Source organism: Rhodococcus sp. HM1, from assembly GCF_023218075.1.
In the GTDB taxonomy this organism is placed as follows: Bacteria; Actinomycetota; Actinomycetes; order Mycobacteriales; family Mycobacteriaceae; genus Rhodococcus.
Map to the genome: position 1 here is coordinate 12790 of NZ_JALPTB010000055.1, position 24792 is coordinate 37581.

Sequence of the window (24792 nt, forward strand, 5' to 3'; positions counted from 1 at the left end):
GGCGCCGGTCAGGCAGCGACGACGATCGACAGCGGCTTCTGCACGCTGCCCGCGGTCGCACTGTCGACGACCTGGACAGTGAAGTTCGACGTCCCGGCCGCGGTCGGGGTACCGGAGATGACACCGGCTGTGGACAGGCTCAGACCTGCCGGCAGGTCGCCGGAGGCGACGGTCCACGTCTTGGTGCCGGTACCACCGGCAACTGTGAGGGTCTGCGAGTAGGCCACGCCGACTGTGCCGCCGGGAAGCGACGCGGTGGTGATCGACAGCCCGCCGCGCTTGAATCCCGCGTCCTCGAGGACACGGTTCCAGCCCTCGCCGCCGAAGTAGTGACGCACCGAGACGCCGTACTCGGTGTCGACCATCGCGTTCACCGTCGTCGGCCAGGTCAGCGAACCCTCGCCGTCGGAGAGGGTCTGCTCCCCCATCTCGGCGACCTCACCGGCGTAGAACAGGCGACCGAGGTAGATCCGGTCGACACCGGTATTGAACTGGGCCAGAGCGAGATAACGCTGCTGCCGGATCGCCGCGATCGCCGGCTGATCGAACGCAATCTCACCGGTCTCCGCGTTGGCGACCATCTGCGACAGGTCCACACCGAGGTTGTTCTCGATGTTGTACCGGTTCGCCTCCAGGCCGGTGAACTGCAGGCCCGCGATGTCGGAGGTGAAGTCCGATCGGATCGGGTTGGAGTAGCCGACCGCCATGATGTCGGACTTCTCCATCTCGCGGGTCAGGGTGATCGCGTCGTCCTTGAGGAGCAGACCGAAGTCCCATGCTCCGTCCGGGAGTTCGGCGAGCTGGGAGTTCGACCCTTCGGTGATGTACTCGATGGGGTCGACGTCCATGCCCATCCCGAAGATGTGCATGCGGTTCGGCTTGAGGATGAGTTCACGCTGGTGTCGCGCGACCTCGAGTTCGCCAACAGATGTGGCCATGATGCCTCCTGGGCATGAGAAAGGCCCACGACGGTGATGTCGTGGGCCTGGGCGAGTTTGGGTGGAGTGGTCAGCGCCGCCAGGGCTTCTGCAGGCTGAGCGCGTAGTACGCGACCTCGCGGCGGGCGTCCGGGTTCTCGTACGGTTCGGCTTCCGGCGGGGTGTCGACGCGGCAGGAGTCGATGCAGATCGGCTTCGGTTCGTCCTCGACGACGATGGCCTCCCCGGCGATGCGATCCATCAGGTTCCGCACCTGCCGGGCAAGCTTCGAGGCGCCCCGCGGATCCGGGTGATGGCACGTGATCTGCACCCGCGGGTAGTCACTGATCCCGTCGTCGTGGCCGCCGACCCGGTTGATCTGGATGCCGATACCGTCGTCGGTGGGCGGCGGTTCGGTGTCCGTCTCCCCGAGTGGAGCGAGGTACACCATCAGCACCTCTTGGATGTCCGGGAACAGGGTGTCGTCGGGTTCGACGGCCATCAGTACCTCCGAGGCTGGTTCATGGCACGCATCGCGGCCTGGCTCGCGCGCACTGCCTTCGAGCGGCGTGTCCCGAACAGTGCGTACTGGTTGTTGCGGCGGTAGGAGACGATCCGGTGCCCTGGCCGGCCGTCCCAGCCGCGGGCCCGCTCGACACGAACCTGGGCGGCGAGCTTGCCTGTCTTCGCGTGCCGGCCAGCTTCCCTCCGGAACGCGTTGGCGCCGACCTCCGCCATGCGGCGGCTCGCCTTCTGCACGGCCGGGGACGCCATGATCGCTTTCGCGTCCTTGGACGAGAACCGGAACGTGCCGGGCTTCGGATCAGCCACTGCTCTCCCACCTTTCGAGGTAGCCCCACACGTGGTCGGGGGTCCCGTCATCGTCGAACCACGCCTGCAGGTTGCCTGCCACGTGGAGTCGCGGGCCGATCCCATCGACGTCGAGGATGTTCTCGGTGGACTCGGGGAACCCGGGCGGCGCGTACAGCACCCATCGTTCGTGCCGTTCGAGCGGAACACCCTCGACGGAATCGACGGGTTGCACCGAGCAGCCCGGATACTCGACCGTGGTCTGCTCGGTCATGACCCCACGTTTGCCGCGGACCCGCTCGATCACACGGACAGTCTGATTTCCGAGCTCATCCACAGTGCCCTCCGAAGAAATACGAGGGGGCTCCGGCCTGCGAGATCCCCAGGAGCTGGTAGTGCGATGGCTCGAAGATCAGCAGCGCCCCCGGGTTGGCGAGCGTGCCGGACCGGGTCACGCCTCCCACTGTCTTCGTGTAGGAGACGTGACCGGCGTACTTCTCGGTTGCCATCGCCGCCCGCACGACCTGGATGACGACCACACGAGCTGCGGGATCGTCATCTGCGATCTCTGGCTTGCGCGTACGGATCCAGTTCGATGCCGCGGCGATCAGATCCCGTACATCGTCTTCGCGGTCTGCTGGGACCGGGCGGGGCCGGAAGATGTCGGAAGGGGTGGCGAAGTCCGCCATTTCGCACCCTCCTGTCAGTCGAGAGCCGCGATCAGCTCACGCTTGTCGAGCGCCTCGGCCTCTTCACGGGCCATGCCGCGGGACACTGCGTAGTCAACCCACACAGGCTTGGGTGCCGTCTGCTTCGGGCGATTCACCTGCTCACTGTCAGGAGTCTCGTCCACTTCGCCGGAGCTCTCATCCGACTCCGACCCGTCCGAGGACTCCTCGTCCTGGGGATCGTCTGCCGCACCCTCAGGGAGGGCAGGTTCCTCATCGACCGGACCGATCGCACCGATACGCAGAAGACGCTCGACCTGCCCGTCAGGAACCTCGAACACCTCACCCTGCGTATGCCGCACGTACTCGTCCGGCTTGGTCCGCACCTTCTCGTCCCACCGGGAGACGAGGAGCTTGAACACCGCCATCAGAGAACTCCGGTGATGGTCACCGCAGCCTTCGGGTTGTCCACACCGAGGATCCGCTTACGGAATGCGTCGGCACGCCACGACTGGTTCGGGCCACCCGCACCGGAGTTGCCGCCCTCCTCGTAGAAGGGGGTCATCTGCAGCGGGTACGTGTCGGAGTAGAAGCCGACCACACCCGACTCGAGGACGATCACCTTCGACGGGTCCATGAACCGCGACTGCACGACCCGAAGGCCACACACCGTCTGCGGGAGGACACCGCGGTAGAGCGGATTCTCGCCCGCGACGTTGCCGATGTAGAACTTCTGCACCGCCTCGTTTCGCACCAGCGCGGTGACCGCGGTCGGGTGCGCGACGATCGTGTCCGGGTTGTACCCGAAGTAGTCGTCATCACCGGCACCGGTGGGCTGCGCCGACTGGATCTGCTCGATCGCGTCGAAGATGTCCTTGACCGGGTCGCCGTTCGAGGCGTTCCACTCGTCGGTCGCGGGGGCCGTGGGCACGCTGGAAGCGTTGAACGCGGCGAGCGACGCGCGGACACCCGAGCGGATCATGGTGTTCTGCAGCGCGGTCACCTGCTGGTTGAGCAGATCGACCTTGTTCTCGTGCCGCATCTCCCACGAGACCCGGATACCCAGACCGACCTTCTCGCCGATCACCGCGCGGACCTTGCCCTGGCTGAGATCGGAGACGGGGATCTCACCGAACTCGGCGACCCGCTCAGCGTCGTCGTTCAGGTACGGCTTGGCTGCCTCGCGGAATGCGACGACACCGGAGTCGTTCGACCCGCCGTTGCGGAACAGCAGGTTCTCGAGGAACGCGCCGTCGAGCGAATTGATCACCCGGGTGGGGATCCACGTCGGGTCCTTGAGCATCGAGTCGACAGTGATCTTGTCACCGTCGTATGCGGAAGTGATGTTTCCCATGAGTATCAGGACCCTTCGGTCACAGGCGCCGGCAAGAACGGGCCGGCAAGCTGAGTACGAACAGTGGTGTCGGTGGCGGTGGACGCCTTGACAGCGATGCCGATCGCGGTGTCACCGGTCTTGGCGACCTTCCCATCGGCTGCCACGTACACGACGTCGCCGGTGGCGAACGCGGCGCTGGTGGTCGCCTTGGTCAGCGGCAGTACACCGACGGTGTGAACCGCGACAGCATCCGGAAGACCGTGGGACAGGTCATTGTCTGCGCGCGTGGCTGCGGGGGCACCGGACTGTGCGACAGCGCCGTACGGCAGGTCAGCCGCGCCGCACGGTGCGATGCCCGTGGAACCGAGCTTCACGACGTGGAACTTGGTGACGGCGGTCGCGACCTTGTGCGTGATCGGGCCGATTCCGAAAGTGGGGTTGGACATTGAGGTCCTCCTCAGAGACCCCGGAGCTGGAACACTCCGGACTTGTCGGCAGCTGCGTTCAGCTGCGCGGTGAGCTCATCGACGTGAACGCCGTCGCCGTCGTGACCGATCTCCGCAACGGGGATCACGTTCTTCGGCATCCCATCGATCAGCGCCCGCGTCTGCTCCGGCGCCGCGTTGAGCAGATCCCGGTAGTGGGACAGCTTCGCCGGCGGGAACTTGCCGTCCGCCATCGCCTGAGCCAGGTACGACTCAGCGGCAGCCTGCTCCTGCTGCTGCCGGTACGCAGCGAGCTCGGCCAGCTGGGACTGCATCTCGGCGAACCGAGACCGATCGACCGCGACCACGTCAGCGCGGGCCTCGATCGACTGCCCCTCGGTACGAGCAGCCAGTGCCGCGTCGAGCGCAGCCAGAACGTCGTCTTCGCTGGCGTCCTCGGTGACACCGAGGCGCGTACGAAGACTTTCCATGAAGGTGGGCATCACGCCCTCCTTTCCTTGTGTGCCCTCTACCGCCTCGGCAGAAGGGATTCGGGGAGCCGGAGCGTGCGCCCGGCCCGCGTATCGGAAATGCGCCAGATTGAACGTCGCAGCGATGTTGTTCTCGACCGGGGCCGCGTCATCACTGTCGACACGATCAGCGAGACCAGCCTCGACAGCCTCCTCGGCCGTGAACCAGGTCTCCTCGGTCATGAGGTCACGCCACTCATCGGCCGTGCCGCCCGCCCGGCGCGCATACAGCGACGCCATCGACTCGGCCGTCTTCTCGAGACGATCCGCCTCCGACCGGAGGAACGCAGCATCGCCCTGCGTGTACACCCAGGGGTCATGGATCATCAGCTGCGTGCCGGGGCCCATGATGATCTCGTCACCGGCCATCGCGACGATCGACGCCGCGGACGCGGCCAAGCCATCGACGCGCACGGTCACCGACGCCGGATGCGAACGAAGCGCGTTCATGATCGCGACGCCGTCGAACGCCGACCCTCCGGGCGAGTTGATCCGTACCGTGATCCGATCGGTGTCGAGATCGTTGATCTGCTTCGCGATCGTCGCGGCGTCCGTATCCATCCAGTAGCTCCCGATCACGTCGTAGATCAGGATCTCGGTGGTGCTGTCCGCCCTCGCGTTGATCTGGCACCACGTCTTCTTGCTCACGAGTCCCCCTCGGGGTCATTGACTTCGGTTCGTATGGGTCTTTCGTCGGCAGATCCAGCCATCTCCGCACCTGCTCCTCGAGGGATCGGTCCGGGATGATCACGCCGGCGTCGACGAGCGTGCGCAGCGCATTGGCGATCGACAGGGACGACTCCCCGATCTCGTCGAACACGATCTTCGGCGCCGGCACGCTCTCACCGAAGTTCCAATCCACCAGGTCCTCGACGATGTACAGGTTCGCCGCGTCACGGATCATCTCCGCCACCGACCGCACCGCAGTCGAGAACAGATCAGCCTGCGTCGAGGCCAGCGCATACGAGCCGCCCTGCCCGTCGAGGTTCAGGAAGTGGGCCAGCGCCACCCGGCCGATCTGCGCATCGTGGTAGTCGATCGCAGGCCGCGGATCCGGTAGCTGCCCCGTCACACCCTTGAGTTCGAGTTTCGACTCGTAAGGGATCGACGCGCCGGCCGCGTCACCAGCCCGGTAGGAGTTGGCCATCCGACGACCCTTTTCGATGTCGTCAGGCTGTGCTTCCGGCGGGTTCGTGTAGACCGGCACGCCCATGCCGTTGCGCTCGATCGTCAGCGCCTCGAGCTTGAGCAGCCGATCCTTGAGGGTCCAGTTCTTGTACGCGGCACGGAGGATCGACTCACCACCCCAGTTGCTTCCCTCACGTTCATGCACGTACGCGACCAGACGGTCGATGCCGATCACGCGGGGCTCGAGATCCGATGCACGGATCGTGCCGGACGATGCCGGCGGACGCTGCTCGATACCGACCAGGCCACCGTCACGCGCCACATGAATGTCAGCGAGCGTCGACGGCATCCTCGGAGCGAGCTTCCGCAACTCGACCCGGTTCGATTCCGGGTTGAACTCCACGACCTGCTCGAAGTACATCGCCCCGAACGGCAACGCCAACAGCGCCATGCGAAGATGCTCAGCCCACGAGAACCGGCGCATCCGACGAGGCGGCGCCTCATCACCTTCCGTGCCGACGATCGGAAGCCCGAGCTGCTCCCCGACGAAGTTCACCACCTCGTCCGGGGCACCCGCGGGATCCAGCCGCCACTGGGTGGCCAGAATCGGCAGCGTCACGGCCTTGAGGACCGTCCGTACCTGCGCATCCTGGCGGCGCATCGCGTCGTAGACCTTGAGGCACGACGGCCACTTCAACTCGAAGGTGTTCTCCGCGTCGATCTCCCGATACCCAGCGTCGGGATTGGCGACCGCGTACCCGATCTCGCCTGGCGACGGCACACCGACCGCGCTCACCATGACATCTCCATCACATCACCCATGAGTGACCCGCCTTTCGGTGTCGGCTCGAACCTCAACTCCTGCGGAGGAGGTGTCGGCTTCGGCTTGAATTCGGTCAGGCCCCACAGGGCATTCGATGCAGCCACAACCTGGCAGATCACCCCCGACGACTTGCGGGCCCAGGCCACGCCGCCGGCATCGCCGATCTCCCTCAGCTTCGCTGCCCTCAATCCATCGCTCATCCGCGTGTCGTCGTCATGCGTGATCCGACGCTCGTCCACCGCGGCGAGAAACCCGGTCGTCGACGCCATCACATCCGTGACGCGCATCAACTCCGGCTCCACCCCGGCCTTCCGCAGCGGCTGGATCAGCACCTGCGCCGCGGACTTCGGATCGATCACCACAGCGACCGGATCACCGGCCTCGACGGCCGCGACGAGGAACTTCACCACCGTCGCGGTATCAGCAGACCCGTGATACCCGATCTGCAGATGAGCCCCGGTGCGGGTTTCCGCCGCCGCGACCACCGAGCAGGTCCGTTCGGTGTGGTCCCGCTCCGTCGACATATCCACCGCCAGGCACGTCACCCCCGTGAACTCCGGTTCCCCGGAGTACAAGGCCGACCACCGCGCCAGATCGACAGGCAACTTGTCGTCGTCGAGATCGTCATCAGGCCAGATGCCCATCGCCTCACGACGCCAACTGTCCTCACTGCCGAGGTTCTCCCGCAGCCGCAGCATCGACTCCAGCGGAGTGCGATGCGGATACGACGGATTGAACGTGGCGAACTTCGACTGGTCGTCCGGGTCGGTGTCGGGATCCGCCGAGATCTCGACATACACCTGGTGTTTGGTCTGCCCCTTGATGGCCTTCCGTCGCTTCCCAGCGAACGCTTCACCATCATCGGTAGGCCGCGGCGGTGTCCCGATGAAGAACAACAGGGCACCGTGCGGATGTTTGGCTGCGTTCGTGGCCGCCACCATGTCGTCGAGTGCTTTCTCGCCGAGGATCTGTGCCTCGTCGAACACCTCGACGTCGATCGCGTCCATGCCGCGGCCGAAGCCCTGCTCACGCGCACCGAACATGATGATCGACCCGTTCGTGAACCGGATCTCCTGCTCACCGTTCGCGGTGCGGATCCCGTTCGGCGCGATGTGCGGCCACACCTTCTTCTTCCGCACCATCGCCTGCATCGACCGGAAAGTATTCGTCGTCGTCCGGTTGTGGTGCGACGTCCAGATGACGCGCAGGCCCGGGAACTCCAGACACATGCCGATGATCAGGTTGCCGACCGTGTAGGTCTTGCCGACCTGCCGCGGGATCGACGCCACGACGCCACCGATGGACGCCGCGTACTTCCCGGACTTGCGGCACCCCAGCGCGACCTGCCCGAACCCTTGCTGCCACCGGTCGAACGTGACACCGACATCCCGCAGCCGCCGGTACACGCGGGGGAACTGCGAGGTGACGATCCCGTCCGGGATCACCAGATGCCGCGCGACCTCCGAGAGTTTCCGTTCAGATGGCCGAGGCGTCATATCGATCGTCGATCGCGCCGGTCAGCAGCGGATGAGACGGATCGATCGCCCTCAGCGCTGACTCCAGTTCCCGTATCCGCTGCCCCGGATCGCCTTCCGCGTCCCGGGCGTCGATGGCCTCGATCTGGTGTGCGATGTCCTGCAGCCGCTTCGTCAGCGACGCCAGATCGCGGGGCGGGCAGCTCGCGCCGGCGACTGTCTCTGCGATCCGGTCACGTATCGCCACCAGCAGGTCCCGATGTGAGCCGTTCTTCGCGGCCTGCTCCACGGTCATCGGCTGTGAGGGGGGTGCTGCGGTCTCGTCAGCAGCGACAGCGCGCAGCGGAGGCTTCTTCGTGGCCATGCGGCATCACCTCCTGTCACAGGGCGTCGTGGTGGAAAAAGCGCCGGAGAGAGATTCCCGACTGGGCGCCGAGGGAGTCGGGGATCGGCATCCTCCAGGATTTGGGGTAGGCCCCCTGGGGGATGCCGTTTGTGCTGGTCAGGGCGTTATTGTGGTTGGCCATGGGAAGGCGGCTGGTGGTGGTGTGGCGCGGAGTGCGGGGCGTTTGTGGTCGCGGGTGCCGTCGCCGCGTTGTTTGTTGCATGTGCCGTGGAGTAGTCGGTCGGCTTTGGTGCCGCCGTGGGTGCGTGCGTGGCTGTGGTCGGCGGCGAGGGAGCCGGATGCGCGGTCGGTGGATGTGGGGTCGTAGTCCCAGTTGTGTGTGCGGTCGCGGTACATGGGGCGGCCGCACCAGTAGCAGGGTGTTCCGTCGATGTGTGTGCGGAGGAGTCGTGCGCGGGTTTTCTCGTGGGTCCATCCGAGTCCGCGTTGTTTGGTGGTTTTGTGGGGGCGGCTGGGGTGTTGGGGCATGCCGTCTTCCTGTGGTTGGTGGCCCCGCACCGCCACCATCCAATGAGCGGTGCGGGGCTGGGTCCACCCGAGCGCCTGTGGCTGCGTCGAGGGTGGACGTGTGGGAGCTAGGCCCGGCAGACTCGTTCGATCGTGGATGCGAGCGGGTCTAGGACAAGCCTGATCTTCTTGTCGGTGGCATATGTGCCGATGGTGCTGCAGCGGTCTCCGCTGAGTGGTAGCGGTCGCTTGTCAGTAGGTTTACGGAGTGCACGGCCGATGTCTTGCACTGTGATGCCGATGAGTCCATCGTCGCGGAGTGCTGCAGGAGTGAGGGTGTATCCGCCTGCTTGTGGTTGGGTGGGTGCCGTCATCAGATTCTTCCTGCAGTGGCGGGGTGGCAGACGGTCAGTATGGTTTTCGTTCTGTCGTCGACCATGACTGTTGCGTCTTTACCTGAGTATTGGGTGCTGCCTTTGGTGGTCATTCGCTTCAGCGTCGGGTTGGTGAGCGCGGAGCGGACGGAGCGCACGTGGATCTGTCGTTCAAGCATCCTGCCCAGTGAGTGGAAAGTGAGTTGGTAGCCGTCGATCGTGGGGGGGCGGTAGCCTCCGGCGCGGATGCGGTCTTCCCATGAGCGTTTCATCGGCGCGCCTTCTTTCGTGTTGATCGTTCAGCTTTTGCTACATCGATGAGGCGGTAGAGCTTTCGGCCTCTGTGATCAAGGCCGGATGGTGTGAGTTTTCCGCGGGCTGTCCATGCGGAGATGGTGCACAGTGCGACGCCGCAGAGTGTTGAGGCTTCGCTTGCGGTGATGAGGGAGTCGATGCCTTCGGGTGCGAGGACTTTGGACACGGGGTGCTACCTCCCTTGGACAGCACAATGCCCCCGAACCGGAATGGTGGTTCGGGGGCATTGTGGGTACAAGTGTGCCAGTGCTCCCTACTTTACATGTAAACCTGATCGGTTTCATCGGGGGCGGTGGTGATCGCGTCGAGTACTGCTTGCGCGAAGTGTTGGTAGTCCTCTGGTTGGATGCGCCATCCGCATGTGCCGCATTCGATTTGGTCTCGATGTGGATTCATTGTGCGTGTGACTGTTCGCAGTTCACAAGCTGGGCACGGGGTGGTTAGCACTTGCCGAGGTTGTGTGTGTCCGAGTCTGGATCGGATGCGTTTGTGGATGTCGTGGAGTTCGGTGATTGTGTCAGTGGCCCAGTCTTGTTTGGCGAGTGCGGAGATTCGGGGCTCAAGGTAGTTCCAGGCGGCACGCACTCTGATCTGGTCTGTGATTCCGGGGTGAGGTGGTGGGGTTTCCCCTAGGGCTTCGGCGAGTGCGTCGTGTGTGTCGTTGAGGATGTCGGCGATTGTTCGGGCGGTGTCAGATGCCCATTCAGCGGGATGTCCATAGGCCTGTTGCGCGGATCGCCGTGTGACGTCTTGGTGTGGGGTGGGGGTGGGGAGGTTGTGGGTGAGGTCGACCCAGTCGAGGACGACCCAGGTGAAGAGTTTGCGGAGTCGTCGTTGGCAGTGTTCGCAGATGCCAAGGTTGGTGATGGTGGGGTTTCCGTTGTCGAGGTCGCAGCGGGGGTGTCGGCATGGTCGGAGCATGTGTCTCCTCAGAAGAGGGTGAGTTCCTGTGGTTCGGTGGTGCGGGACAGTCGTAGGTGAGGTGGTTCCAGTCGAGGCCCCAGGTGTGCCCGCATACACATTTATGCGCACCGTTATGCATAACTTGGTGTTGACAGAGGCAGCGGTGGACGGGTGTGCCGTCGTGTCGGGCATCGCAGTACGTGAAGGTCATGTGAGCCTCAGTTCTGTGAGTACGGCGCGGATGCCGGCGCGTACGTGGTCTTTGGCGGTTTCGCTGCTGAGGTTGTGCCAGTAGATGACTCCGGGGACGGTGTGCCAGTCGTCGGACCAGGCGTTGAAGTAGGTGGCGCAGAGGTGGTCGAGGTTGATGTCGGTGCGCGCGAACAGGTCGAGCTGCTCGGCGGTCATGGCGCCTCCTCCCACGACCCGTCCGGCCCATAGTCGGACTCGTCCAGATCCCACTCCTGCCCCGTCAGTGGATTCCGCACTCGGTCGTGACCGCAGCGAGTGCAGCGGCGCAACACCAGTCGGTAGGGCCAGTTCGGGATGTGGACGCGGCCTTCTGCGGTGACGGATTCGGCGCGGACTCCGCAGTGCCAGCACAGGCCCGGTGGCACGGCCTCGAATGTGGTGCCGTCCTCGCTGAGTCGGCACATGGTGGGGTCTTCGGTGAAGGCACCCCATTCGACGGGGTGCCCGTCCCATGCGATGGGTAGCCGGCTGGTCGTGGCGGTCACTGGTCACCGTCCAGGGCGCGGAGGATCGCCTCGCCAGCGGTGTTCATGCCTTCGGCCCGGTCGTCCGAGATGTACGGCAGGCGGTCCCACTGTGGGCGGGCTGCTGCGTACCGGTCGGCGACCTTGCGCACCCGGGCGAGTGCGGCCTCGGCGGCGTTGGCGCGCCGGCGCTCGATCACGAGGTCGCCACGCTGCCGCTCGATCTCGCATTCGGCGTCGTCGAGCGCGTCGAGCAGTGCCGGTAGTGCGTTCACCGCGGCCACGATCAGCTCGGCGTAACGGTTGCCCCAGATCGGCAGAGCACCAACAAGTCCGTCCTCGTTACCGTCACTGTGGTCGACGTAGATCGTAGGGTGCGTGAGGTGCCGGGTAGCGAGCGTTTCCTTGCCGTGATCGGTCGCCAGCACGTGGCGTTCTCGCAGTTCGGCGCGGCCTTCGGGTGTCGTCGGATCGTTCACGGCTTGTCTCCGATCTTGCGTTCGAGGGTGGTGGCGATGTCGTCGTACAGGCGCGCCATGAATGGGGCTTCGGCTTCGCGGTGCGCCTGGGCAAGGTCGCGCAGGAGCTGGGCGTACTTGCGGATGTCGTCGAGTGCGGCGCGCATCTCGTCGATTTCGCGTACGGCGGATGCGATGCCGGTTTCGAGGTCTTCGGTGTGGTCGCGGTGCAAGGGGTGGCCGTGTTGGGCGCGCTGCCGATCGTGGTGAAGGCTCACCGTGGCTCCTCGGGGGTGTAGAGGACCGTCGCGGGCAGATGCCAGCCATCGATGAAGGTGCCCGACTCTTCGGCGATGCCGTATCCGTAGGGCTTCCCGTATTCGGGTTCGTGCATCTCGAATACGTCGCCGCTCAGCGAGCGGATGACTGCTCCTTCGGGGAGTGCGAGGGCTTCTACCTCGGTGGAGATCATGCGGGGCTTGCGGTAGCCGGCAGCGAGGATCGCGTCGGCGATATGATTTTTCGCAACAATCGAGTCGAACCCGACCTGCTCGTCGCTCTTCCACCCACACACGCAATCCCACACAGTGCGCTGCTGGGAGCCGACGAATCGTGTGGTGAAGCCAGGCTTCTCGTGGCGGCCGATGATCTCGGCGAGTTCGTCTCGGTCACTCATGGTCGCTCCACTCGTAGAGGGTTTGTGAGGCTCGGTCGATGGTCCAGGCGGCGACGGTGAGCCACCCGGCGATGCACAGGCCGGTGACACCGGCGAGGGTGGCGGCGGTCTTCACAGCTGGCTCCGTTCGAGGATTTCGCGGCGCTTGGCACACTTCTTGCACGGCGGGAGGGAGTCGATGAACTCCTGCCTCATGAGGCCTTGCGTGTAGTGGCTGACCCACCGGTCTCCCGGGCGCACTGCGTCGCTGGTTCCGCAGAGCATCGGCAGGTACGTGCCGTACGTGCGCGGCTGCTCGCTATCGGGGTTGGCGAGGTGGAGTTTGCGGCCGGACCAGGTGGTCACGTTGATGAGGTTCACTGCTGGCTCTTTTCGAGGATGGTGGCGAGGTTGTCGGCATAACCCGCCACGTATTGGGCGGCGTCGTGGCGGTTGGTGCGGCGCAGTCGGTCGGCTTCGCGGCGCATGTTGTCGACGACCGCGGCGATGCGGGTGAGGGTGTCGGTCACTGGGGCTCTCCTGGTCGTGTGCCGGTGATGAGTGCGATGAAGTCGTCGAGGGTCATGAAGATGACCTGCTCTCCGGCCTTCGCCGTTCCGCGTCGTTTCGCGGCCACCAACGCAATGTCGGCGTCGTCGTTACCTCGGGCGATCTCCGCCTCGTCGAGCCACGGTTTGATCTGGAATCGGCCGCCGTAGTCCTTGCATTCGATGACGGTGCGCAGTCCGTGGATCTTCAATCCGGTGATGTCGCCGCGGTCGTTGCTGCCGTTGAGGCGTCGTCGTTCGATGCGGTCGTCGACGTGGGTGGCGAGATGGTCGACGATGAGCTTCTCGAACTGTTGTCCGGCGGCCTTGGCGGATTTGCGGGTGCGGGTCATCGGGGCACTCCTGAGTGTTGTTTTCGGTGGGCGACACGCCGGAAAATTGACGGATTTTTTCTGCTCCGTTAGGCTTGGCGCCAGAGCCTGCGGCGGCGCCAGCCACTCCGCAGGTTTTCGTGTATCTATCTGACCTGCGGTTTTGTCGTTTCTGGAACTCTTCCAATCACGCAACGAATTTCGCTCTGACCAGCAGGAACGCCGCAGATGGCCAGATTCCGTGATTCGCGTGATTGCTCCGTGATTGCTCGCGTGATTGCTCACATCTCCCCCTGCCACGTCGTGGAGCGGGCCCCGTTGTCGGACCACTGGTACCGCTTCTCCGGCTTGCCTCCGGACGATGCAGGCATCTCCATGCAGACAGCGTGACCGTCTTGCACGGCCTTCTCGAGCTGACGGCGAGCCCTCTCGATATCAGCCCGGGACGGCTTCACCGCATCGGTGATCTTCTCCGCCACCTGCTGCACCGTCATCGACTGGAACGGGGCGCCCTTGAGCACCGTGTACGCATCCAGCGACTCTTGGATCGTGGTGCGTCCCGCTGGCGCATCGTGGACGAGCTGCCACGGACCCAACGCTTCCATCGGCTGCTTGAGGTGCCGCATTTCGACGACGGGGTCACCGGCGGCACCCCAGATGAGCATCACCGAACCTGCGCCGGCGGTCAGTTCCATACCGCCGTGCACGTCCTGCAGCGTCTTCGGGGACTTCCCTTCGCCGCCGCCACGTTTCGTCTGGTGCGCGATCTCCACCATCTGCACCCCGGCGTCGAGGGCGATCTGCCGGGCCCGGTTGTAGCGGCCTGCACCTTCGGAGTCGGTGAGCCCCACGGAGGTGTCCTTGACGGAGTCGACGACGATGGTGTCGGCGCCGGCGTGTTCGGCCATGGCTGCGAAGATCCCGGGGGCGGCGACCACATCGGCGATGAGGGGGCCTTGCCATACGACGAGGCGCTTGTCGAGCAGTTCGCGATCCTTTTCGTCGACCATGCGCCGCAACGATCGGGCGATCTGCCTGGGCCGGTCCATCGCCAGATACAGCACCTTCGACTTCGTGGGTGTCACATCGAGCCCGAGGAATGTGGAGGCGAGCCCGCAGCGGGCGAGGATCAACTGCTGCACCACAGTGGTTTTGCCGACACCGGGAGGGCCGGTGACGATCAACGATTCACCTTCGACCCACGCCACCCGCTGACCGGTCCCCCAGATCACCGGCGGCATGTCTGGAATGTCGAGGATCCATGCCCCACCGGGTTTCATCTTCCCGTCGAACGGGTTCTCGAGCTCGCCTGTGGTGGTGTCTCCGTCGGCGCCGGTGTCCGGCTTCGGTGCGTCGATCGTGAACGCCTGTGGAGTATCTTGCTGCAACTGCACCTGCCGTGGATGCTGCGCACCGTCACCGAGAGCCCGCGGTACGGTGCGCTGAATCTCCGACGACGACAACCCGGCGATCTGCGCGGCCTGGGCGAGCGCATTGAACGCATGATCGGCGTTGAGGTGCCCAGCGGACACGAGCTGCCCGAGACTGAACGCTGCCTTGTTCAGAACATGGTTGCGGGTGCCTTCGACAGCGGAGGCGACAGCGCGGCATTCCGCCTCGAGGGCCGCCTCGGCATATCGGGTGGCGTCACCCGGTGCGGCGGTCGGAACGTTCAGCGGCTTCACGGCGACAGGTCGACCTGGGTCGTACATGCCGTGGTCGGCGAGCCGCTGCAGGAATGGGTGCACTCCCCTCACGCAGCCTTCCCGGCCGCCGCCGGCTGCCCGACGATCACCGGCGACGGCTTCACCGTCCACACCCACGGACGACCATCGGCCCGCCGCGACGGTGGTGCCACCACGAACCCGCCACGCCCGCGGTAGTCGATGCCCGGCCGCAACCCGGCGAGATTCCCACCACCGGACGGCTGGATGTAGATATGCCGGCCACCGGAACTGGTGGTGACGACCCCATGCCCGTCGGGCATCGCATCCGAATCCCGCAGCTTCGCCCACTCGAAGATCCCGGCGGGCACATCGACGTCGACCACATCGAACGCGTGCCCGGTGGGCAGTCCGATGTTCGCCGCCGGGGTGTTCGTCCACCAGGCGCGGATCTGGTTCGGGTCTGTGGAGGCGTCCTTGAATCCGTGGCGCGTCAACGGTGCTTTTCCGCCGGGGCGGAGTGGGAACACCGGCCACCCCCACGACGCGTACAGCAGTGCGGCATCGAGGAGCCGCGGCGGTGCCGCATCGAAGTCGGTGACGAGCTTCTCGAGTCGGTCCGCTTCGGCGCTGTCGCCACCGGTGACTGCTGCAAGGAATCGGGTGGTGAGGTCTTCGACGTACAGCGGATTGTCGTTGTCGGCGCACATCGGGTGTACGGGTGGTTCGAGTTCGTCGGTGACGAACATCAGCTCGCTGCACACTCTGCAGGTTGTGTAGCTGTCCATCGTGGTCTCCTGTTCTGCAGCTGAGGTTCTGGCCTGGTCTGCCCCACCCACCCGAGGCGCGCACTCGGATGGGTGAGACACACCGGTCAGAACGGAGCGGAGGCGGCCTTCGCGAGGTGGGCGCGGGCAATGTCCTTGTCGGAGTCGGTGGGGTCACCGAGCATCCAAGGGGCGGACTGGCCCGGCTTCGCCAGTCCCTTACCGAGGCGCCCAAGGTTGAACCGGCCGGTGCCGACGTTCCCCTTCACCTGTGACTGGAGGACCTTCGGGAAGATCAGGGTGTCGTTGAATTCCTCACCGGCGGTGGGGCCGTCGAGGACGGTGACGTTGGCGCGTACCGCGTTCGCCGCACCGAACGAGGTGTTGATACCGGCCTCTTCGGACAGCGGCTGGATCAGCAGCAGCTTGCCATTGAGGTCTTCCCACTTGACACCGGACGCGGAGCCGGGGGCATCGAACATGTCAGTCATGTGCTTTCGCTTTCTCTCAGGGTTGATGTGCCGCGCATTGGTGCTCGGCACGGTGGTCTCGCCAGTCGCGGCGGAGACCGAATTTGTGGATCCACGAATCGGATTGCGGATTCCACACCCACACCCGACCTGCCATGTCGGCGAGGTTCGTGGTGATGGGTAGCTGTGTTGCCTCGATCCGCCACACCAGCCCGACGTCGTCGCGGAACTGCACCACCGGGGCTCCGCAGTCGGGGCACACGGTGTCGAACATGTCGGTGCAGCGTGGGCGGATCTTGGCCATCAGGCGGCCTTGAGTTCGTCGGCTTTGGCTGTGCAGGCGGCGAGTAGCGCGGCGGATCCTCGGCCGGCGGCTTCCATCTGCAGATACCAGGACCGCAGCTTGTCGAGGTCGGTGAATGCTTCCACCTGGTCGACAAGGTCGGGGCTGCCAGTGAGGCTGCTGTGTATTGGGGTGGACAGTTTCCGTGATCGGCTGCGCCACGCACGGACCTGCGCTGCCAACCCGACTGCTTCCCATCCGGCCGCGATGTCCACCCAGTGCAGGGTGCAGACGCCTTGCCCGGCGGGCAGGTGGATGATGACCGCGCGTTCGAGATCGACGGGTGCAAGATCCTCGCCGGTGATGTCGGTGTCGACGTCGTAAGGCTGCGAGTGTGCGTACATCGCCAGCTGCATCGCGATCTTCCCGAGTGCGTAGTCGATGCTGCCGGTTTTGATGTCGAAGATTGTGAGTTTTCCGTCGACGATCGCGACCCGGTCTGCGGTGCCAGCGACCTTGTGCTGGTGGCACACTCGCCGCTGCTCAACACCGAGCCATTCGATTCCGGTGGTGGCGTTGCGGTAGGCGTCGAGGCTTGCGCGGTGCTCATCGGGCAAGATGAGTCCGTCGATGCCGAGCCCGAGGTCGATGCGTTCGGTCAGCTGATGCAGTGCGGTGCCGGTGGTTGCCGCCGCTGATGCCTGCGCAGCCTCGAGGGCCTGTTCGACGATGCGATCCAATCCGCGCTTGTCGTCGGTTGGTGTGGAGGAGATCGCCAGCTGCAGATCGGGGCGGCCGGCGAGCCCGACGGTTGCCATGCGGGCCTTCCACTTCATCAGCCCGGACTTGTCGTCGAGGGCGTCGACGAAGGTGGTGCACCTGCTGTAGGGCAGCGGCTTTGATGCTCCTGGCGGGAGGATCATCGGCTGCATCCGGCCGTTGCGTTTGAAGTCCTTCGCCACTTCGCCAGTAGCGGACCCGGGTGGGTCGAACAGGTCGGTCATGGTTTCGTTCCTCGCTGTGCGTAGTGCGCGATGTCGTTGGCGATTTGTGTGGCGATCTGCGGTGCGAAGGACGGTGCGGCGATGACTTCGCCGTCGAGGGTGAGTTCGAGGATTACGCGTCCGGTGACGAGGTTGGGGTAGATGTGGAGTGTCCAGTGACCGTTGTGGTAGATGTCGCTCATTCGTCCCACCCGTCTGCGAAGTCGACGTCGGTGATGGTGTATCCGCGGTATTGGGCGCGGAATTCGCGTCGGTCGATGAGGTCGTTGGCGCATCCGGCGGGTTTGCAGGCGGCGGTGCGTCCGCAGCCTTCGCGGTTGCAGATCCATGTGGGGCCGGGGTGCCGGAACTGGCCGGTGGTGATGCCGAGTTCGTGGTCGAGCTGGATTTCGTGGGCGCGGTCAGCCGCAGCGCCAGGATCGAGAGCGGTCATTTCAGGTTCCTGTTCGACTCGGTGAACGGCGCGCCGTTGCCACTGGTGGGGTGGAGATTCCATTCGGTGTCGAGCCATCCGTCGCCTTGCCGGCATAGGAGGTTGCCGCTCGCGTTGTAGACGGTGCGCACGTCAGCGGGGATGTCGTCCAGGTCGCCCCATCTGCGGGTCGGTACCGTCCACTCTTTGGCGGTACCGGTGGCGGCGGCATTCTCCTTGTCGAGCTTCGCGAGCAGGGCGCGTACGCCGGCGATGGTGCCATTGCGGTAGTTCGTCTTCTGATCGTGGTACTCGGGATAGCCGTCGGGATCGCCGATCTCCACGATCTCCGCCTCGTAGAAGATGCGCGCCAGCTCGTCGATGCGCTTCTCGTCGGCCTGGCGTTCGAGCTTGTCGGCTTCGATACGCAGCGTGTCGGCTGCGGCATGCAGGTGCATGGATGCGAGGAAGTCAGCTGCGGTGCGGAACGATTCTGGGGTGTGGGTCATGGGTGGCTCCTGTGGCGGTTGGCGAGGTGGGCGGCGTGCATTCGCGATCCGCTACGGGCGATCGACATCGGGGACCACCACCTCCGGCTTGAAGATGACGCGGTAGTGGTCGGCGCTGACGTTCGCGCCTTCGATCTGCTCGGCGATGTAGGAGACGTTGTCGCTCAAGCCGAGGAAGTGCTTCTTGTACTCGCCGCCGGCGGTCTTGCAGGTGACCTCGAGCTGCCGGTTCTCGTCCTTGATCGAGCACTTGCCTTCGATCGTCAGGAGGTAGCTGTCGGTGATGCCGTTGAAGAAGACGACGCGGCGGGTGATTTCGAACTGGTCGGCTGCCTTGGAGAGGTTCTGGGAGACCACGTCGGCGTCGCTCGAGCATCCGGCGGTGATTCCGACGATGGCGAGGGCGGCGATCGATGCGGCGATGGTGCGGCGGGTGATGTCAGTCATGGGTGGCTCCTGTAGTGCGCGATCATGTACGTGGTGTAGTGGCGGTCTCCGTGCACGACATCGGACTTCCAGCACGGCAAGTCGTCTTTCCATGCCCGGTAGAATTCGCGTTCGTCGACTTCGATCCAGTCGGCGTGACCGGCAGGCACCGGCGGCAACGGGGCGGTCATGATGCGGCCTTACCTGTCCGGTAGCACCACTGACACATGCCTTTCGATCCAGCGAGGACAGTTCCGGGGAACTGGGTGGCACGTGCGCGTTTCGGCCGGATCAACTGTTGACAGTCCGGGTTCGCGCAGCGTTTGAGTTCGACGTCCATGGGCATTGACACCGGCGCCGGATACAGTGCCCGGTCCTCGGAAAAGGCTTCCCACAGGGCCGGATCCGGTTTCAATGCCGGCCGGTTCGGGATCGACCGAGCCCAGACGTCGATTGCTTTCGACAGGGCTTCGTCGTCGACGATCAGGTGATCATGGTGGTCGAAGATGGCGGTCATGCTGCGCTCCGATCTCTCACAATCTGGCGGGTGGACACCTTCAGTTGGGATGCGATGACCTCAGCGGACAGGCCCTGCTCGGTCAGTTCCCGTACGCGGCCGCGACGCTCAGCGGCAGCGTCCTTGCGTGCGTCGCCCCAGGTGCGGCGAGACGGGATCGGTTCGCCGGCAGGGTCGTCGATCGCTTCCTCGTCCCACTCGAGCGGCAGAGCCCACCCGTGTTTGACGCCGAGGTTCCGGGCCCGCGTCGAGGGGCCCTTGCGGACTTCGAGTTCGTTGAACAGGGCGCGGATGTCTCGGTCGCGTTGGGCACTCACCGCGGCCTGATGCCCGTGGACGACCACACCGAGGTTGTGGACGGTCATGCCGAGACGCTGCGCGATGTACGTTTGGGTCCAGCCGTTCGCGACCATCGCTTGCAGGCGCCTGGTTGCCCCGATGGATGGGACGCGGTCGTAGTCTGCGGCCGCCACGTGCTTGCCGGCGGGGATCGGTGTCGACAAGATTCGTGTCACGGTTCGGTGAGACGAGATGTCGGCGCCGCGGTAGATGGTGGTGAGCTGCTTGCGGTTCACTCCGGTGAGGAGTTCCATCTGCCGCCAGGACACGCCCACTTCCCGGAGTTGGGTGATGTGGGTGCGCGCTTTGCTGGCGTCGACGTACTGCGACTCGAATCGGCCGTACGCGTGCTGCCTGACCCGCCAGCGTTCGTAGCAGCTCTTGCACATGCCGCGGCGGAGTTGCCCTCCTCCGCCGCATCCGCGGGTGGTGCACTTGGCGGCGGTCATGATGCGCGGTCCTTCTGCGTCGAATCGATGTAGGCGTCGTACGCCTTGATGAGGGCATCTATCGTGATGGTCCCGAGTCGCTTGTCCAATCGGTCCTGCAGCTCGATCGGGGCAGCGAGGTACAACTCAGCGAAGTCGATTGCCGGAACACGCACTCCGTCTTCGATGGCGACAGAGGCGCGCTTGACGGCCCACCTGCGCCGGTCGTAGTCGCGACGTGCTGCGAGACATGGGCCGCAAGGGCTTTCACCCCGTCGGTGGTGGATGGTGTATCCGCTGCTCGTTCCGCAGGTGGCTTCGTTGATGGTTGGCGGCTTTTTGCTCACAGTCCCGGCCCCTGGATGAGGATGACGAACCCGAGCAGGATCGTGAACAGTCCGACAGACAGCCAGAACAGCCAGCCGAGGCGCACACGCGGAGCCTCGATGATCTCGCCGTCACGGATGGTGAAGTGCTGCATCAGTCCTCCTCACGGAACATCGGGGGACGCTGCTCATCCCAGAGCGCGTCATGAATCGGGGTATCAGTGCGCGGCTTGCGGTTACGGGCAGCGAAGAAACCGATGCCGGCCGCTGCGATACGCACGTCGATTTCGTTCGGGCGAGTGTTCATCGCTGCACCTCCCACGTGCCGACCGGCGGCGTGTACACGGGCTCGTCGTGGCAGGCACCAGCGATCAAGCCGCCAGCGAACAAACAGGCCAGGAACAGGGACGCACGGAGGCGAGTCATGCCGACACCTCCTTCGGCGCCGAGATGATTTCCGTGGCCGAAGTGATGACCGCGGTGTGCTTCTCCACTCGCCCCTTGGGACGGAATTTGTCCCGGTACGAGATCGCTGCGGCCTCACCCTCGCTCACAAGCCACCCGAATTTGCCGTATGGGCTGTCCTCGTACACCCAGTACGTGACATTGGTGTACGTGCCGACCTTCGCGTCGGGCCCGCACTCCGGCGACAACTCTCGGATCCGAGCGACCAGCTGCGGGAACGTGTAGCTGCGGCCGTCGATCTGGATGATCGGTTCTCCGACAGAGGCACTCATGCGGCTCGCCTCCCCCGCCGCTGCGGCGCCGGCATTTCCGGGGAGCCCTGCGCGATCCATTCGGCGACCGCATCTTCGGTAAAGAAGAACCGGGCGCGGGGGTTACGCGGCAGGTGCTTGAGGGCACCCGAGTTCGCGGCGCTGCGCACACGAACCTCGCCGCGGCCCGATACGGCCATCACCTCGGCGACAGTTAACGGCTTCTTGAGGGTCATGCTGCACGCTCCTTGCGCTTCGCGATCCGCCGCCGGATCGCGTCAATCTGGGCAGGCCACTCCGATTCCTCATCTGTGAGCCCGATTTCGACGTACACGTCAGGAACATCGGCATCGTTGATGAGCTCGAGGAGAACCTCGTCGTCCTTGTATTCCTTGCGGAGGCTGTAGATTTCCCAGTCGGCTTCTCGGATCGCCTCCTCAAGCACTTCTCGGATGCGGGCGAGCTTCTCGATCACCTTGCGGGTGCGAGCGTCGATCCCGCCGGCCGAATTGGGGCCGCCCCAGGCGTCCAGCACCAGGTTGGTACCGGAGACCTCGACGTGTTCACCGTCGTGACCTTCGATGCGATCGCAGACGTGGCCGATTTCGTTCGCTGCGCTGCAGCGCGACGCCAACCGCGACGCGAGATCATCGCCGGGGTACGGATCGAATCTGATGAAGGCACTCATGCCGTCACCACCAAACGATCGGTAGTGACAGCGATCTGAATCGGGCCGAACCCGTCGTGGTAGTCGGCTTCGATGAGGGCGAGCTGCCTGCCGTCCGTGCCGGTGTAGAACTCGACCAGGTCGACACGCTCGCAGCCGTCGAGTCGGATTGCGGCGCTCATGCTGCACCGCCCGTGGTGTCGGTCGCGGAGGGCTGTTCACCCTCCGCGACCTGCCCGTCTCCTACTGTGGGATCGCCAGAACCATCAACAGAAGGAGAAGAATCGTGAGCGATCGACCCATCGTCGGATGGAAGATCATTTATGCCGGCGAGACGATCAAAACTGACGCCGCCACGATCGAAAGACTCGAGGCGGTCATCCTGGCCGGCAAGCGGGAGTTGTTCAGAATCGACGATGGAACTCGAATCCTGGTCGAGCCGTCGACCCCCATCATCATTCAGCCCATCCGGAAGTCCAGTTCCGCTGCATGGGGATGACACCCGCAGGTTGCGCGCCAATCTAGCGACTGCCGACAGGTGATTGAGGAGCTGAGCGAGGTCGAATGCTTCGTCTTCGCTCAGCCCATCCGGCGCCTTCACGCCGACCGAGATCTCACCGTCGTCATTGGCGACAAGTGCAGCCATCGCTGTCGAATAGGGATTGTTCAGCTGGAATGACACCGTCAATCCATGCGCGTCGTCGTGCGTGAGGCCGTGTGGAGCGGTCATATCGTTGCGGTCGCTCATCGTCACTTCACCACCGGGAAGTTCTCGGCGGACCAGGATCCACCAGCTGGGCGCTGGAACTTCGTCATGCGTCGCCCGTCACGCCATGCATTCCAAGCGAGGATCAGGAATGCCAGGTAGTCGCGATTCGACGTCTTGATTCCTTCCTTGCGGATTCGGCGCAGCCGCCGATCCAGCGTGTAGATCGGGTGCCCTTCACTCATTCCGACCTGGCTGTACAGCTGATCGATAAACCGAAGTGCATCGTCCGGTGACAGTCGGTGCGCGACAATGAAGAAGGCTCCGCAAACCGAAGGGGTCGCGTCGATCGATCGGATCTTGACCAGCTGCCCCTGAAGCGCTTCCACGTCAATGGGATGTGATTCCACGTACTGCGTGATCTTCGGCGAGGTAAGTCGAGCACTGAGCGCAGTGTCACGGAATAGAAGCCCCTGCTCCCATTGCATGAGCACCTTGATCGAGGCAGCCACGTTCGATGAGTTCTTGATGCCTTGAAGCTCAAGCTGCTGCCCGGGGGTTCGCTTGCGCCCCTGGTCCATCACGCCCTGCGATTCGAGCGGGAGCCCTCTGATGACAAGCCAGGGAAGCGTGACGTCCGTTTCGGACTGGGCGGTCAGTCGGTGCTGTCCGTCGATCAGGTGCCCATTAATGTCGAACCGGATGGGGTCGGCCGCGAACTGCCAGAGCCCCTGTTCCATGTCGGTCTTGTAGCGGTTGACGACTGCCGCGGAGATGGATCGATTCTTCTTGTTCTGCTCGAGCCAGCGGCGAGCTGTGTCGGAAGAGATGGTGACGATTGAGTGCGTGATTCGGTCGACGGCCAGTTCGAGTTCGTCACCGTTGGGGATTTCGTTGGACATGGGTATCCTCGTTTCAGGCTTGAGAGAGCTGGTTGATGACGCGTTGCAGCGCGTCTCGGGATCGGGTCAGTTCGCCGAGGTTCTTCTGGGCGATCTGGCCCGAGTTCTTTTCGAAGCGGTCATCTGATGCGAGCCGTTCGATTCGTTCCGCAATCTTCTGGAGGTCGTACGCGGCCTCGAAGAAGCTGTCGGTCAGCGGCTTCCGCTTCGGCGTAGCGGGAGCCGGAGTATTGAGCGCGTCGAGGTCTCCGGGATTGAATCCGGGCGGGAGCGGCTCGGGCTCGGGTTCGTCGTCGATCATCGGTTCCGGGTCGACGGGCCGCGGCTTCGGCGTGTACGTCTTTCCGTCTGTGCCGGTTATCAGCTTCGGCTCAGGTGCGCCAAATGGCGCACCTTCAAGGCTTCGCCGAACCGTTCCGTCCCCAAGTCCCGTTGCGGACGCGATAGCCCGGATCGACAACCCCGATTCCCGCAGCGACGCAACAACTTCCGAACGTTCCTCACGCGGCAGCCGCAGCCGCGACGTGCCGAACTCTCGGGTGCAGTAGTCGTCCCATGAGCTGTATCCGAGAGCCGACCACGCACGGGTGGTGTACGCCTGCTCGATCAGATGCCAGACAGCTTCGACGCCAGCCTTGATCTGATCGGTGATGCGGCGAGCATCGGTGGCGGACATCTCGACGAGGTTGGTCACGCCAGCACCGCCCGCACCTGAAACTTGTCGAGCGGCAGGCCGAGGCGCAGCGGCTCGAACGCGTCGATCTGAACGGACACGATCGCGATCGGCTCCGGGAATCCGTTGAGCGTCGATACGCAGTACTCGTGAACCTCGATGATCTCGTCAGCGACGAGGTCGTCGTTCGTGAGCAGCTTGTAGACTGTGTGGGACATGTGATCTCCAATCTCTTGTCGTTGGCCCTGCACCTGGTCGCTCAGGTGTGGGGCCGTTTTCATGCGCAGATCTTCTTGCGTTCCTGGGCAGTGCCACCAGGAATGCTGTCCACCTTGATCAAAAAAAGATCGTCGACAGCGACCTGCAAGTAATTCGCGATTCGCAACGCCGGCTCTGGCTCCAAGGTTTTCGCGTCCCCCTTCAGTAGTCGGCCCAGATATGAATGGGCTTTCCACCCAGCAGCTCTCGCGAGCTCCCTCTGGGAAACGTCTTGGATGACCATCAGCCGAGCGAGGCGCTTGCGGTCCCGAAGGATCATGTACAGCTCCCCGATTCGGATGGGTGTTACTTGCGCCATTGAAGTTACCTCACTTGGTCCATGGTGTCCAGGAATACTGGAAACCATAGACGGCATGGTGTCCACTCCGCAAGCGGAGCGCAGACAACATTCCTGCACGTAGGTGCTGACCTGGCGCGATCTGGCAGTAATCTGGAATC

45 protein-coding genes and 1 pseudogene are annotated in these 24792 nt (G+C 64.3%); all 46 read right to left on the reverse strand.

Annotated features, from left to right (window positions below; all coding sequences use genetic code 11):
• Positions 1–8: 8 nt before the first annotated feature.
• Entirely contained in the window at positions 9–938 is a 930-nt protein-coding gene (locus M1M07_RS23670) for an Ig domain-containing protein (RefSeq protein ID WP_197253674.1), read from the reverse strand.
• Between the two features lie 70 nt (positions 939–1008).
• Positions 1009–1419: a hypothetical protein gene (locus M1M07_RS23675; RefSeq protein WP_248675723.1), complete on the reverse strand. Its 411-nt coding sequence runs from the start codon at positions 1417–1419 to the stop codon at positions 1009–1011.
• Positions 1419–1748: a hypothetical protein gene (locus tag M1M07_RS23680; RefSeq protein WP_248675724.1), complete on the reverse strand. Its 330-nt coding sequence runs from the start codon at positions 1746–1748 to the stop codon at positions 1419–1421. The genes M1M07_RS23675 and M1M07_RS23680 overlap by 1 nt, the downstream gene beginning before the upstream one ends.
• Positions 1741–2001, reverse strand: a complete 261-nt coding sequence (locus tag M1M07_RS23685; RefSeq protein ID WP_248675725.1) for a hypothetical protein — start codon at positions 1999–2001, stop codon at positions 1741–1743. The genes M1M07_RS23680 and M1M07_RS23685 overlap by 8 nt, the downstream gene beginning before the upstream one ends.
• A gap of 55 nt (positions 2002–2056) precedes the next feature.
• Entirely contained in the window at positions 2057–2416 is a 360-nt protein-coding gene (locus tag M1M07_RS23690) for a hypothetical protein (protein WP_248675726.1), read from the reverse strand.
• Between the two features lie 14 nt (positions 2417–2430).
• Positions 2431–2823, reverse strand: a complete 393-nt coding sequence (locus tag M1M07_RS23695; RefSeq protein WP_248675727.1) for a hypothetical protein — start codon at positions 2821–2823, stop codon at positions 2431–2433.
• Positions 2823–3749 (reverse strand): hypothetical protein, encoded by a 927-nt coding sequence (locus M1M07_RS23700; protein ID WP_248675728.1) that lies wholly within the window; start codon positions 3747–3749, stop codon positions 2823–2825. The genes M1M07_RS23695 and M1M07_RS23700 overlap by 1 nt, the downstream gene beginning before the upstream one ends.
• 5 nt (positions 3750–3754) lie before the next feature.
• Entirely contained in the window at positions 3755–4177 is a 423-nt protein-coding gene (locus M1M07_RS23705; protein ID WP_248675729.1) for a DUF2190 family protein, read from the reverse strand.
• An 11-nt stretch (positions 4178–4188) separates the two neighbouring features.
• Positions 4189–5247, reverse strand: a complete 1059-nt coding sequence (locus M1M07_RS23710) for a head maturation protease, ClpP-related (RefSeq protein ID WP_248675730.1) — start codon at positions 5245–5247, stop codon at positions 4189–4191.
• Between the two features lies 1 nt (position 5248).
• Positions 5249–6613, reverse strand: a pseudogene (locus M1M07_RS33085) (DUF935 family protein); the annotation flags it as partial.
• Positions 6607–8133 carry a terminase gene (locus M1M07_RS23720; protein WP_248675731.1) on the reverse strand — a complete coding sequence of 509 codons (1527 nt, stop codon included), beginning with the start codon at positions 8131–8133 and terminating at the stop codon, positions 6607–6609. The gene M1M07_RS23720 and the pseudogene M1M07_RS33085, both read right to left, overlap by 7 nt.
• Positions 8114–8407: a hypothetical protein gene (locus tag M1M07_RS23725; protein ID WP_248675732.1), complete on the reverse strand. Its 294-nt coding sequence runs from the start codon at positions 8405–8407 to the stop codon at positions 8114–8116. Before M1M07_RS23725 ends, M1M07_RS23720 begins: the two co-directional genes overlap by 20 nt.
• A 931-nt stretch (positions 8408–9338) precedes the next feature.
• Positions 9339–9611 (reverse strand): hypothetical protein, encoded by a 273-nt coding sequence (locus tag M1M07_RS23730; protein ID WP_248675733.1) that lies wholly within the window; start codon positions 9609–9611, stop codon positions 9339–9341.
• Positions 9612–10764: 1153 nt separating this feature from the next.
• Positions 10765–10965, reverse strand: a complete 201-nt coding sequence (locus tag M1M07_RS23740) for a hypothetical protein (RefSeq protein ID WP_248675735.1) — start codon at positions 10963–10965, stop codon at positions 10765–10767.
• Entirely contained in the window at positions 10962–11294 is a 333-nt protein-coding gene (locus M1M07_RS23745; protein WP_248675736.1) for a hypothetical protein, read from the reverse strand. The genes M1M07_RS23740 and M1M07_RS23745 overlap by 4 nt, the downstream gene beginning before the upstream one ends.
• The gene (locus tag M1M07_RS23750) at positions 11291–11752 is read right to left on the reverse strand and encodes a hypothetical protein (protein ID WP_248675737.1); all 462 of its coding nucleotides are present in this window, start codon (positions 11750–11752) and stop codon (positions 11291–11293) included. Before M1M07_RS23750 ends, M1M07_RS23745 begins: the two co-directional genes overlap by 4 nt.
• Positions 11749–12009, reverse strand: a complete 261-nt coding sequence (locus tag M1M07_RS23755; protein ID WP_248675738.1) for a hypothetical protein — start codon at positions 12007–12009, stop codon at positions 11749–11751. The genes M1M07_RS23750 and M1M07_RS23755 overlap by 4 nt, the downstream gene beginning before the upstream one ends.
• Positions 12006–12407 (reverse strand): hypothetical protein, encoded by a 402-nt coding sequence (locus M1M07_RS23760; protein WP_248675739.1) that lies wholly within the window; start codon positions 12405–12407, stop codon positions 12006–12008. The genes M1M07_RS23755 and M1M07_RS23760 overlap by 4 nt, the downstream gene beginning before the upstream one ends.
• Complete coding sequence (locus M1M07_RS32870) at positions 12400–12522, reverse strand: hypothetical protein (protein WP_282582274.1); 123 nt, start codon at positions 12520–12522, stop codon at positions 12400–12402. Before M1M07_RS32870 ends, M1M07_RS23760 begins: the two co-directional genes overlap by 8 nt.
• Entirely contained in the window at positions 12519–12767 is a 249-nt protein-coding gene (locus tag M1M07_RS23765) for a hypothetical protein (protein ID WP_248675740.1), read from the reverse strand. Before M1M07_RS23765 ends, M1M07_RS32870 begins: the two co-directional genes overlap by 4 nt.
• Positions 12764–12916 carry a hypothetical protein gene (locus tag M1M07_RS23770; protein WP_248675741.1) on the reverse strand — a complete coding sequence of 51 codons (153 nt, stop codon included), beginning with the start codon at positions 12914–12916 and terminating at the stop codon, positions 12764–12766. Before M1M07_RS23770 ends, M1M07_RS23765 begins: the two co-directional genes overlap by 4 nt.
• Positions 12913–13287, reverse strand: a complete 375-nt coding sequence (locus M1M07_RS23775) for a hypothetical protein (protein ID WP_248675742.1) — start codon at positions 13285–13287, stop codon at positions 12913–12915. The genes M1M07_RS23770 and M1M07_RS23775 overlap by 4 nt, the downstream gene beginning before the upstream one ends.
• A 260-nt stretch (positions 13288–13547) precedes the next feature.
• Positions 13548–15023, reverse strand: coding sequence for an AAA family ATPase (locus M1M07_RS23780; protein ID WP_248675743.1), 1476 nt, complete (start codon positions 15021–15023; stop codon positions 13548–13550).
• The gene (locus M1M07_RS23785; RefSeq protein ID WP_248675744.1) at positions 15020–15718 is read right to left on the reverse strand and encodes a bifunctional DNA primase/polymerase; all 699 of its coding nucleotides are present in this window, start codon (positions 15716–15718) and stop codon (positions 15020–15022) included. Before M1M07_RS23785 ends, M1M07_RS23780 begins: the two co-directional genes overlap by 4 nt.
• Positions 15719–15804: 86 nt before the next feature.
• Positions 15805–16188, reverse strand: coding sequence for a hypothetical protein (locus tag M1M07_RS23790; protein ID WP_248675745.1), 384 nt, complete (start codon positions 16186–16188; stop codon positions 15805–15807).
• Positions 16189–16204: 16 nt separating this feature from the next.
• On the reverse strand, positions 16205–16471 hold the full coding sequence (locus tag M1M07_RS23795; RefSeq protein WP_248675746.1) for a hypothetical protein: 267 nt from the start codon (positions 16469–16471) through the stop codon (positions 16205–16207).
• Positions 16471–17454, reverse strand: a complete 984-nt coding sequence (locus M1M07_RS23800; RefSeq protein WP_248675747.1) for a hypothetical protein — start codon at positions 17452–17454, stop codon at positions 16471–16473. The genes M1M07_RS23795 and M1M07_RS23800 overlap by 1 nt, the downstream gene beginning before the upstream one ends.
• On the reverse strand, positions 17451–17636 hold the full coding sequence (locus tag M1M07_RS23805) for a hypothetical protein (RefSeq protein WP_248675748.1): 186 nt from the start codon (positions 17634–17636) through the stop codon (positions 17451–17453). Before M1M07_RS23805 ends, M1M07_RS23800 begins: the two co-directional genes overlap by 4 nt.
• Positions 17633–17887: a hypothetical protein gene (locus tag M1M07_RS23810; protein WP_248675749.1), complete on the reverse strand. Its 255-nt coding sequence runs from the start codon at positions 17885–17887 to the stop codon at positions 17633–17635. The genes M1M07_RS23805 and M1M07_RS23810 overlap by 4 nt, the downstream gene beginning before the upstream one ends.
• Complete coding sequence (locus M1M07_RS23815; protein WP_248675750.1) at positions 17884–18375, reverse strand: hypothetical protein; 492 nt, start codon at positions 18373–18375, stop codon at positions 17884–17886. Before M1M07_RS23815 ends, M1M07_RS23810 begins: the two co-directional genes overlap by 4 nt.
• A gap of 51 nt (positions 18376–18426) precedes the next feature.
• Positions 18427–18822, reverse strand: coding sequence for a hypothetical protein (locus M1M07_RS23820; RefSeq protein WP_248675751.1), 396 nt, complete (start codon positions 18820–18822; stop codon positions 18427–18429).
• Positions 18819–18992 (reverse strand): hypothetical protein, encoded by a 174-nt coding sequence (locus tag M1M07_RS23825; RefSeq protein ID WP_248675752.1) that lies wholly within the window; start codon positions 18990–18992, stop codon positions 18819–18821. Before M1M07_RS23825 ends, M1M07_RS23820 begins: the two co-directional genes overlap by 4 nt.
• Positions 18989–19318 (reverse strand): hypothetical protein, encoded by a 330-nt coding sequence (locus M1M07_RS23830; protein WP_248675753.1) that lies wholly within the window; start codon positions 19316–19318, stop codon positions 18989–18991. The genes M1M07_RS23825 and M1M07_RS23830 overlap by 4 nt, the downstream gene beginning before the upstream one ends.
• Positions 19315–20106, reverse strand: coding sequence for a hypothetical protein (locus M1M07_RS23835; protein WP_248675754.1), 792 nt, complete (start codon positions 20104–20106; stop codon positions 19315–19317). Before M1M07_RS23835 ends, M1M07_RS23830 begins: the two co-directional genes overlap by 4 nt.
• The gene (locus M1M07_RS23840; RefSeq protein WP_248675755.1) at positions 20103–20261 is read right to left on the reverse strand and encodes a hypothetical protein; all 159 of its coding nucleotides are present in this window, start codon (positions 20259–20261) and stop codon (positions 20103–20105) included. The genes M1M07_RS23835 and M1M07_RS23840 overlap by 4 nt, the downstream gene beginning before the upstream one ends.
• A gap of 167 nt (positions 20262–20428) precedes the next feature.
• Positions 20429–20566 (reverse strand): hypothetical protein, encoded by a 138-nt coding sequence (locus M1M07_RS23845; protein ID WP_248675756.1) that lies wholly within the window; start codon positions 20564–20566, stop codon positions 20429–20431.
• Positions 20566–20718: a hypothetical protein gene (locus tag M1M07_RS23850; RefSeq protein WP_248675757.1), complete on the reverse strand. Its 153-nt coding sequence runs from the start codon at positions 20716–20718 to the stop codon at positions 20566–20568. Before M1M07_RS23850 ends, M1M07_RS23845 begins: the two co-directional genes overlap by 1 nt.
• 115 nt (positions 20719–20833) lie before the next feature.
• Entirely contained in the window at positions 20834–21148 is a 315-nt protein-coding gene (locus tag M1M07_RS23855) for a hypothetical protein (RefSeq protein WP_248675758.1), read from the reverse strand.
• Positions 21145–21363: a helix-turn-helix domain-containing protein gene (locus tag M1M07_RS23860; protein ID WP_248675759.1), complete on the reverse strand. Its 219-nt coding sequence runs from the start codon at positions 21361–21363 to the stop codon at positions 21145–21147. The genes M1M07_RS23855 and M1M07_RS23860 overlap by 4 nt, the downstream gene beginning before the upstream one ends.
• A complete protein-coding gene (locus M1M07_RS23865; RefSeq protein WP_248675760.1) occupies positions 21360–21815 on the reverse strand; it encodes a hypothetical protein in 456 nt (151 codons plus the stop codon). The genes M1M07_RS23860 and M1M07_RS23865 overlap by 4 nt, the downstream gene beginning before the upstream one ends.
• Complete coding sequence (locus M1M07_RS23870) at positions 21812–21976, reverse strand: hypothetical protein (RefSeq protein ID WP_248675761.1); 165 nt, start codon at positions 21974–21976, stop codon at positions 21812–21814. Before M1M07_RS23870 ends, M1M07_RS23865 begins: the two co-directional genes overlap by 4 nt.
• Positions 21973–22542, reverse strand: coding sequence for a hypothetical protein (locus M1M07_RS23875; RefSeq protein WP_248675762.1), 570 nt, complete (start codon positions 22540–22542; stop codon positions 21973–21975). Before M1M07_RS23875 ends, M1M07_RS23870 begins: the two co-directional genes overlap by 4 nt.
• A gap of 2 nt (positions 22543–22544) precedes the next feature.
• The gene (locus M1M07_RS23880; protein WP_248675763.1) at positions 22545–23402 is read right to left on the reverse strand and encodes a hypothetical protein; all 858 of its coding nucleotides are present in this window, start codon (positions 23400–23402) and stop codon (positions 22545–22547) included.
• Positions 23403–23415: 13 nt separating this feature from the next.
• On the reverse strand, positions 23416–24096 hold the full coding sequence (locus tag M1M07_RS23885; protein WP_248675764.1) for a hypothetical protein: 681 nt from the start codon (positions 24094–24096) through the stop codon (positions 23416–23418).
• Positions 24093–24293 carry a hypothetical protein gene (locus tag M1M07_RS23890; RefSeq protein ID WP_248675765.1) on the reverse strand — a complete coding sequence of 67 codons (201 nt, stop codon included), beginning with the start codon at positions 24291–24293 and terminating at the stop codon, positions 24093–24095. The genes M1M07_RS23885 and M1M07_RS23890 overlap by 4 nt, the downstream gene beginning before the upstream one ends.
• Positions 24294–24352: 59 nt before the next feature.
• Complete coding sequence (locus M1M07_RS33090; protein ID WP_308200840.1) at positions 24353–24709, reverse strand: helix-turn-helix transcriptional regulator; 357 nt, start codon at positions 24707–24709, stop codon at positions 24353–24355.
• Positions 24710–24792: the final 83 nt, after the last annotated feature.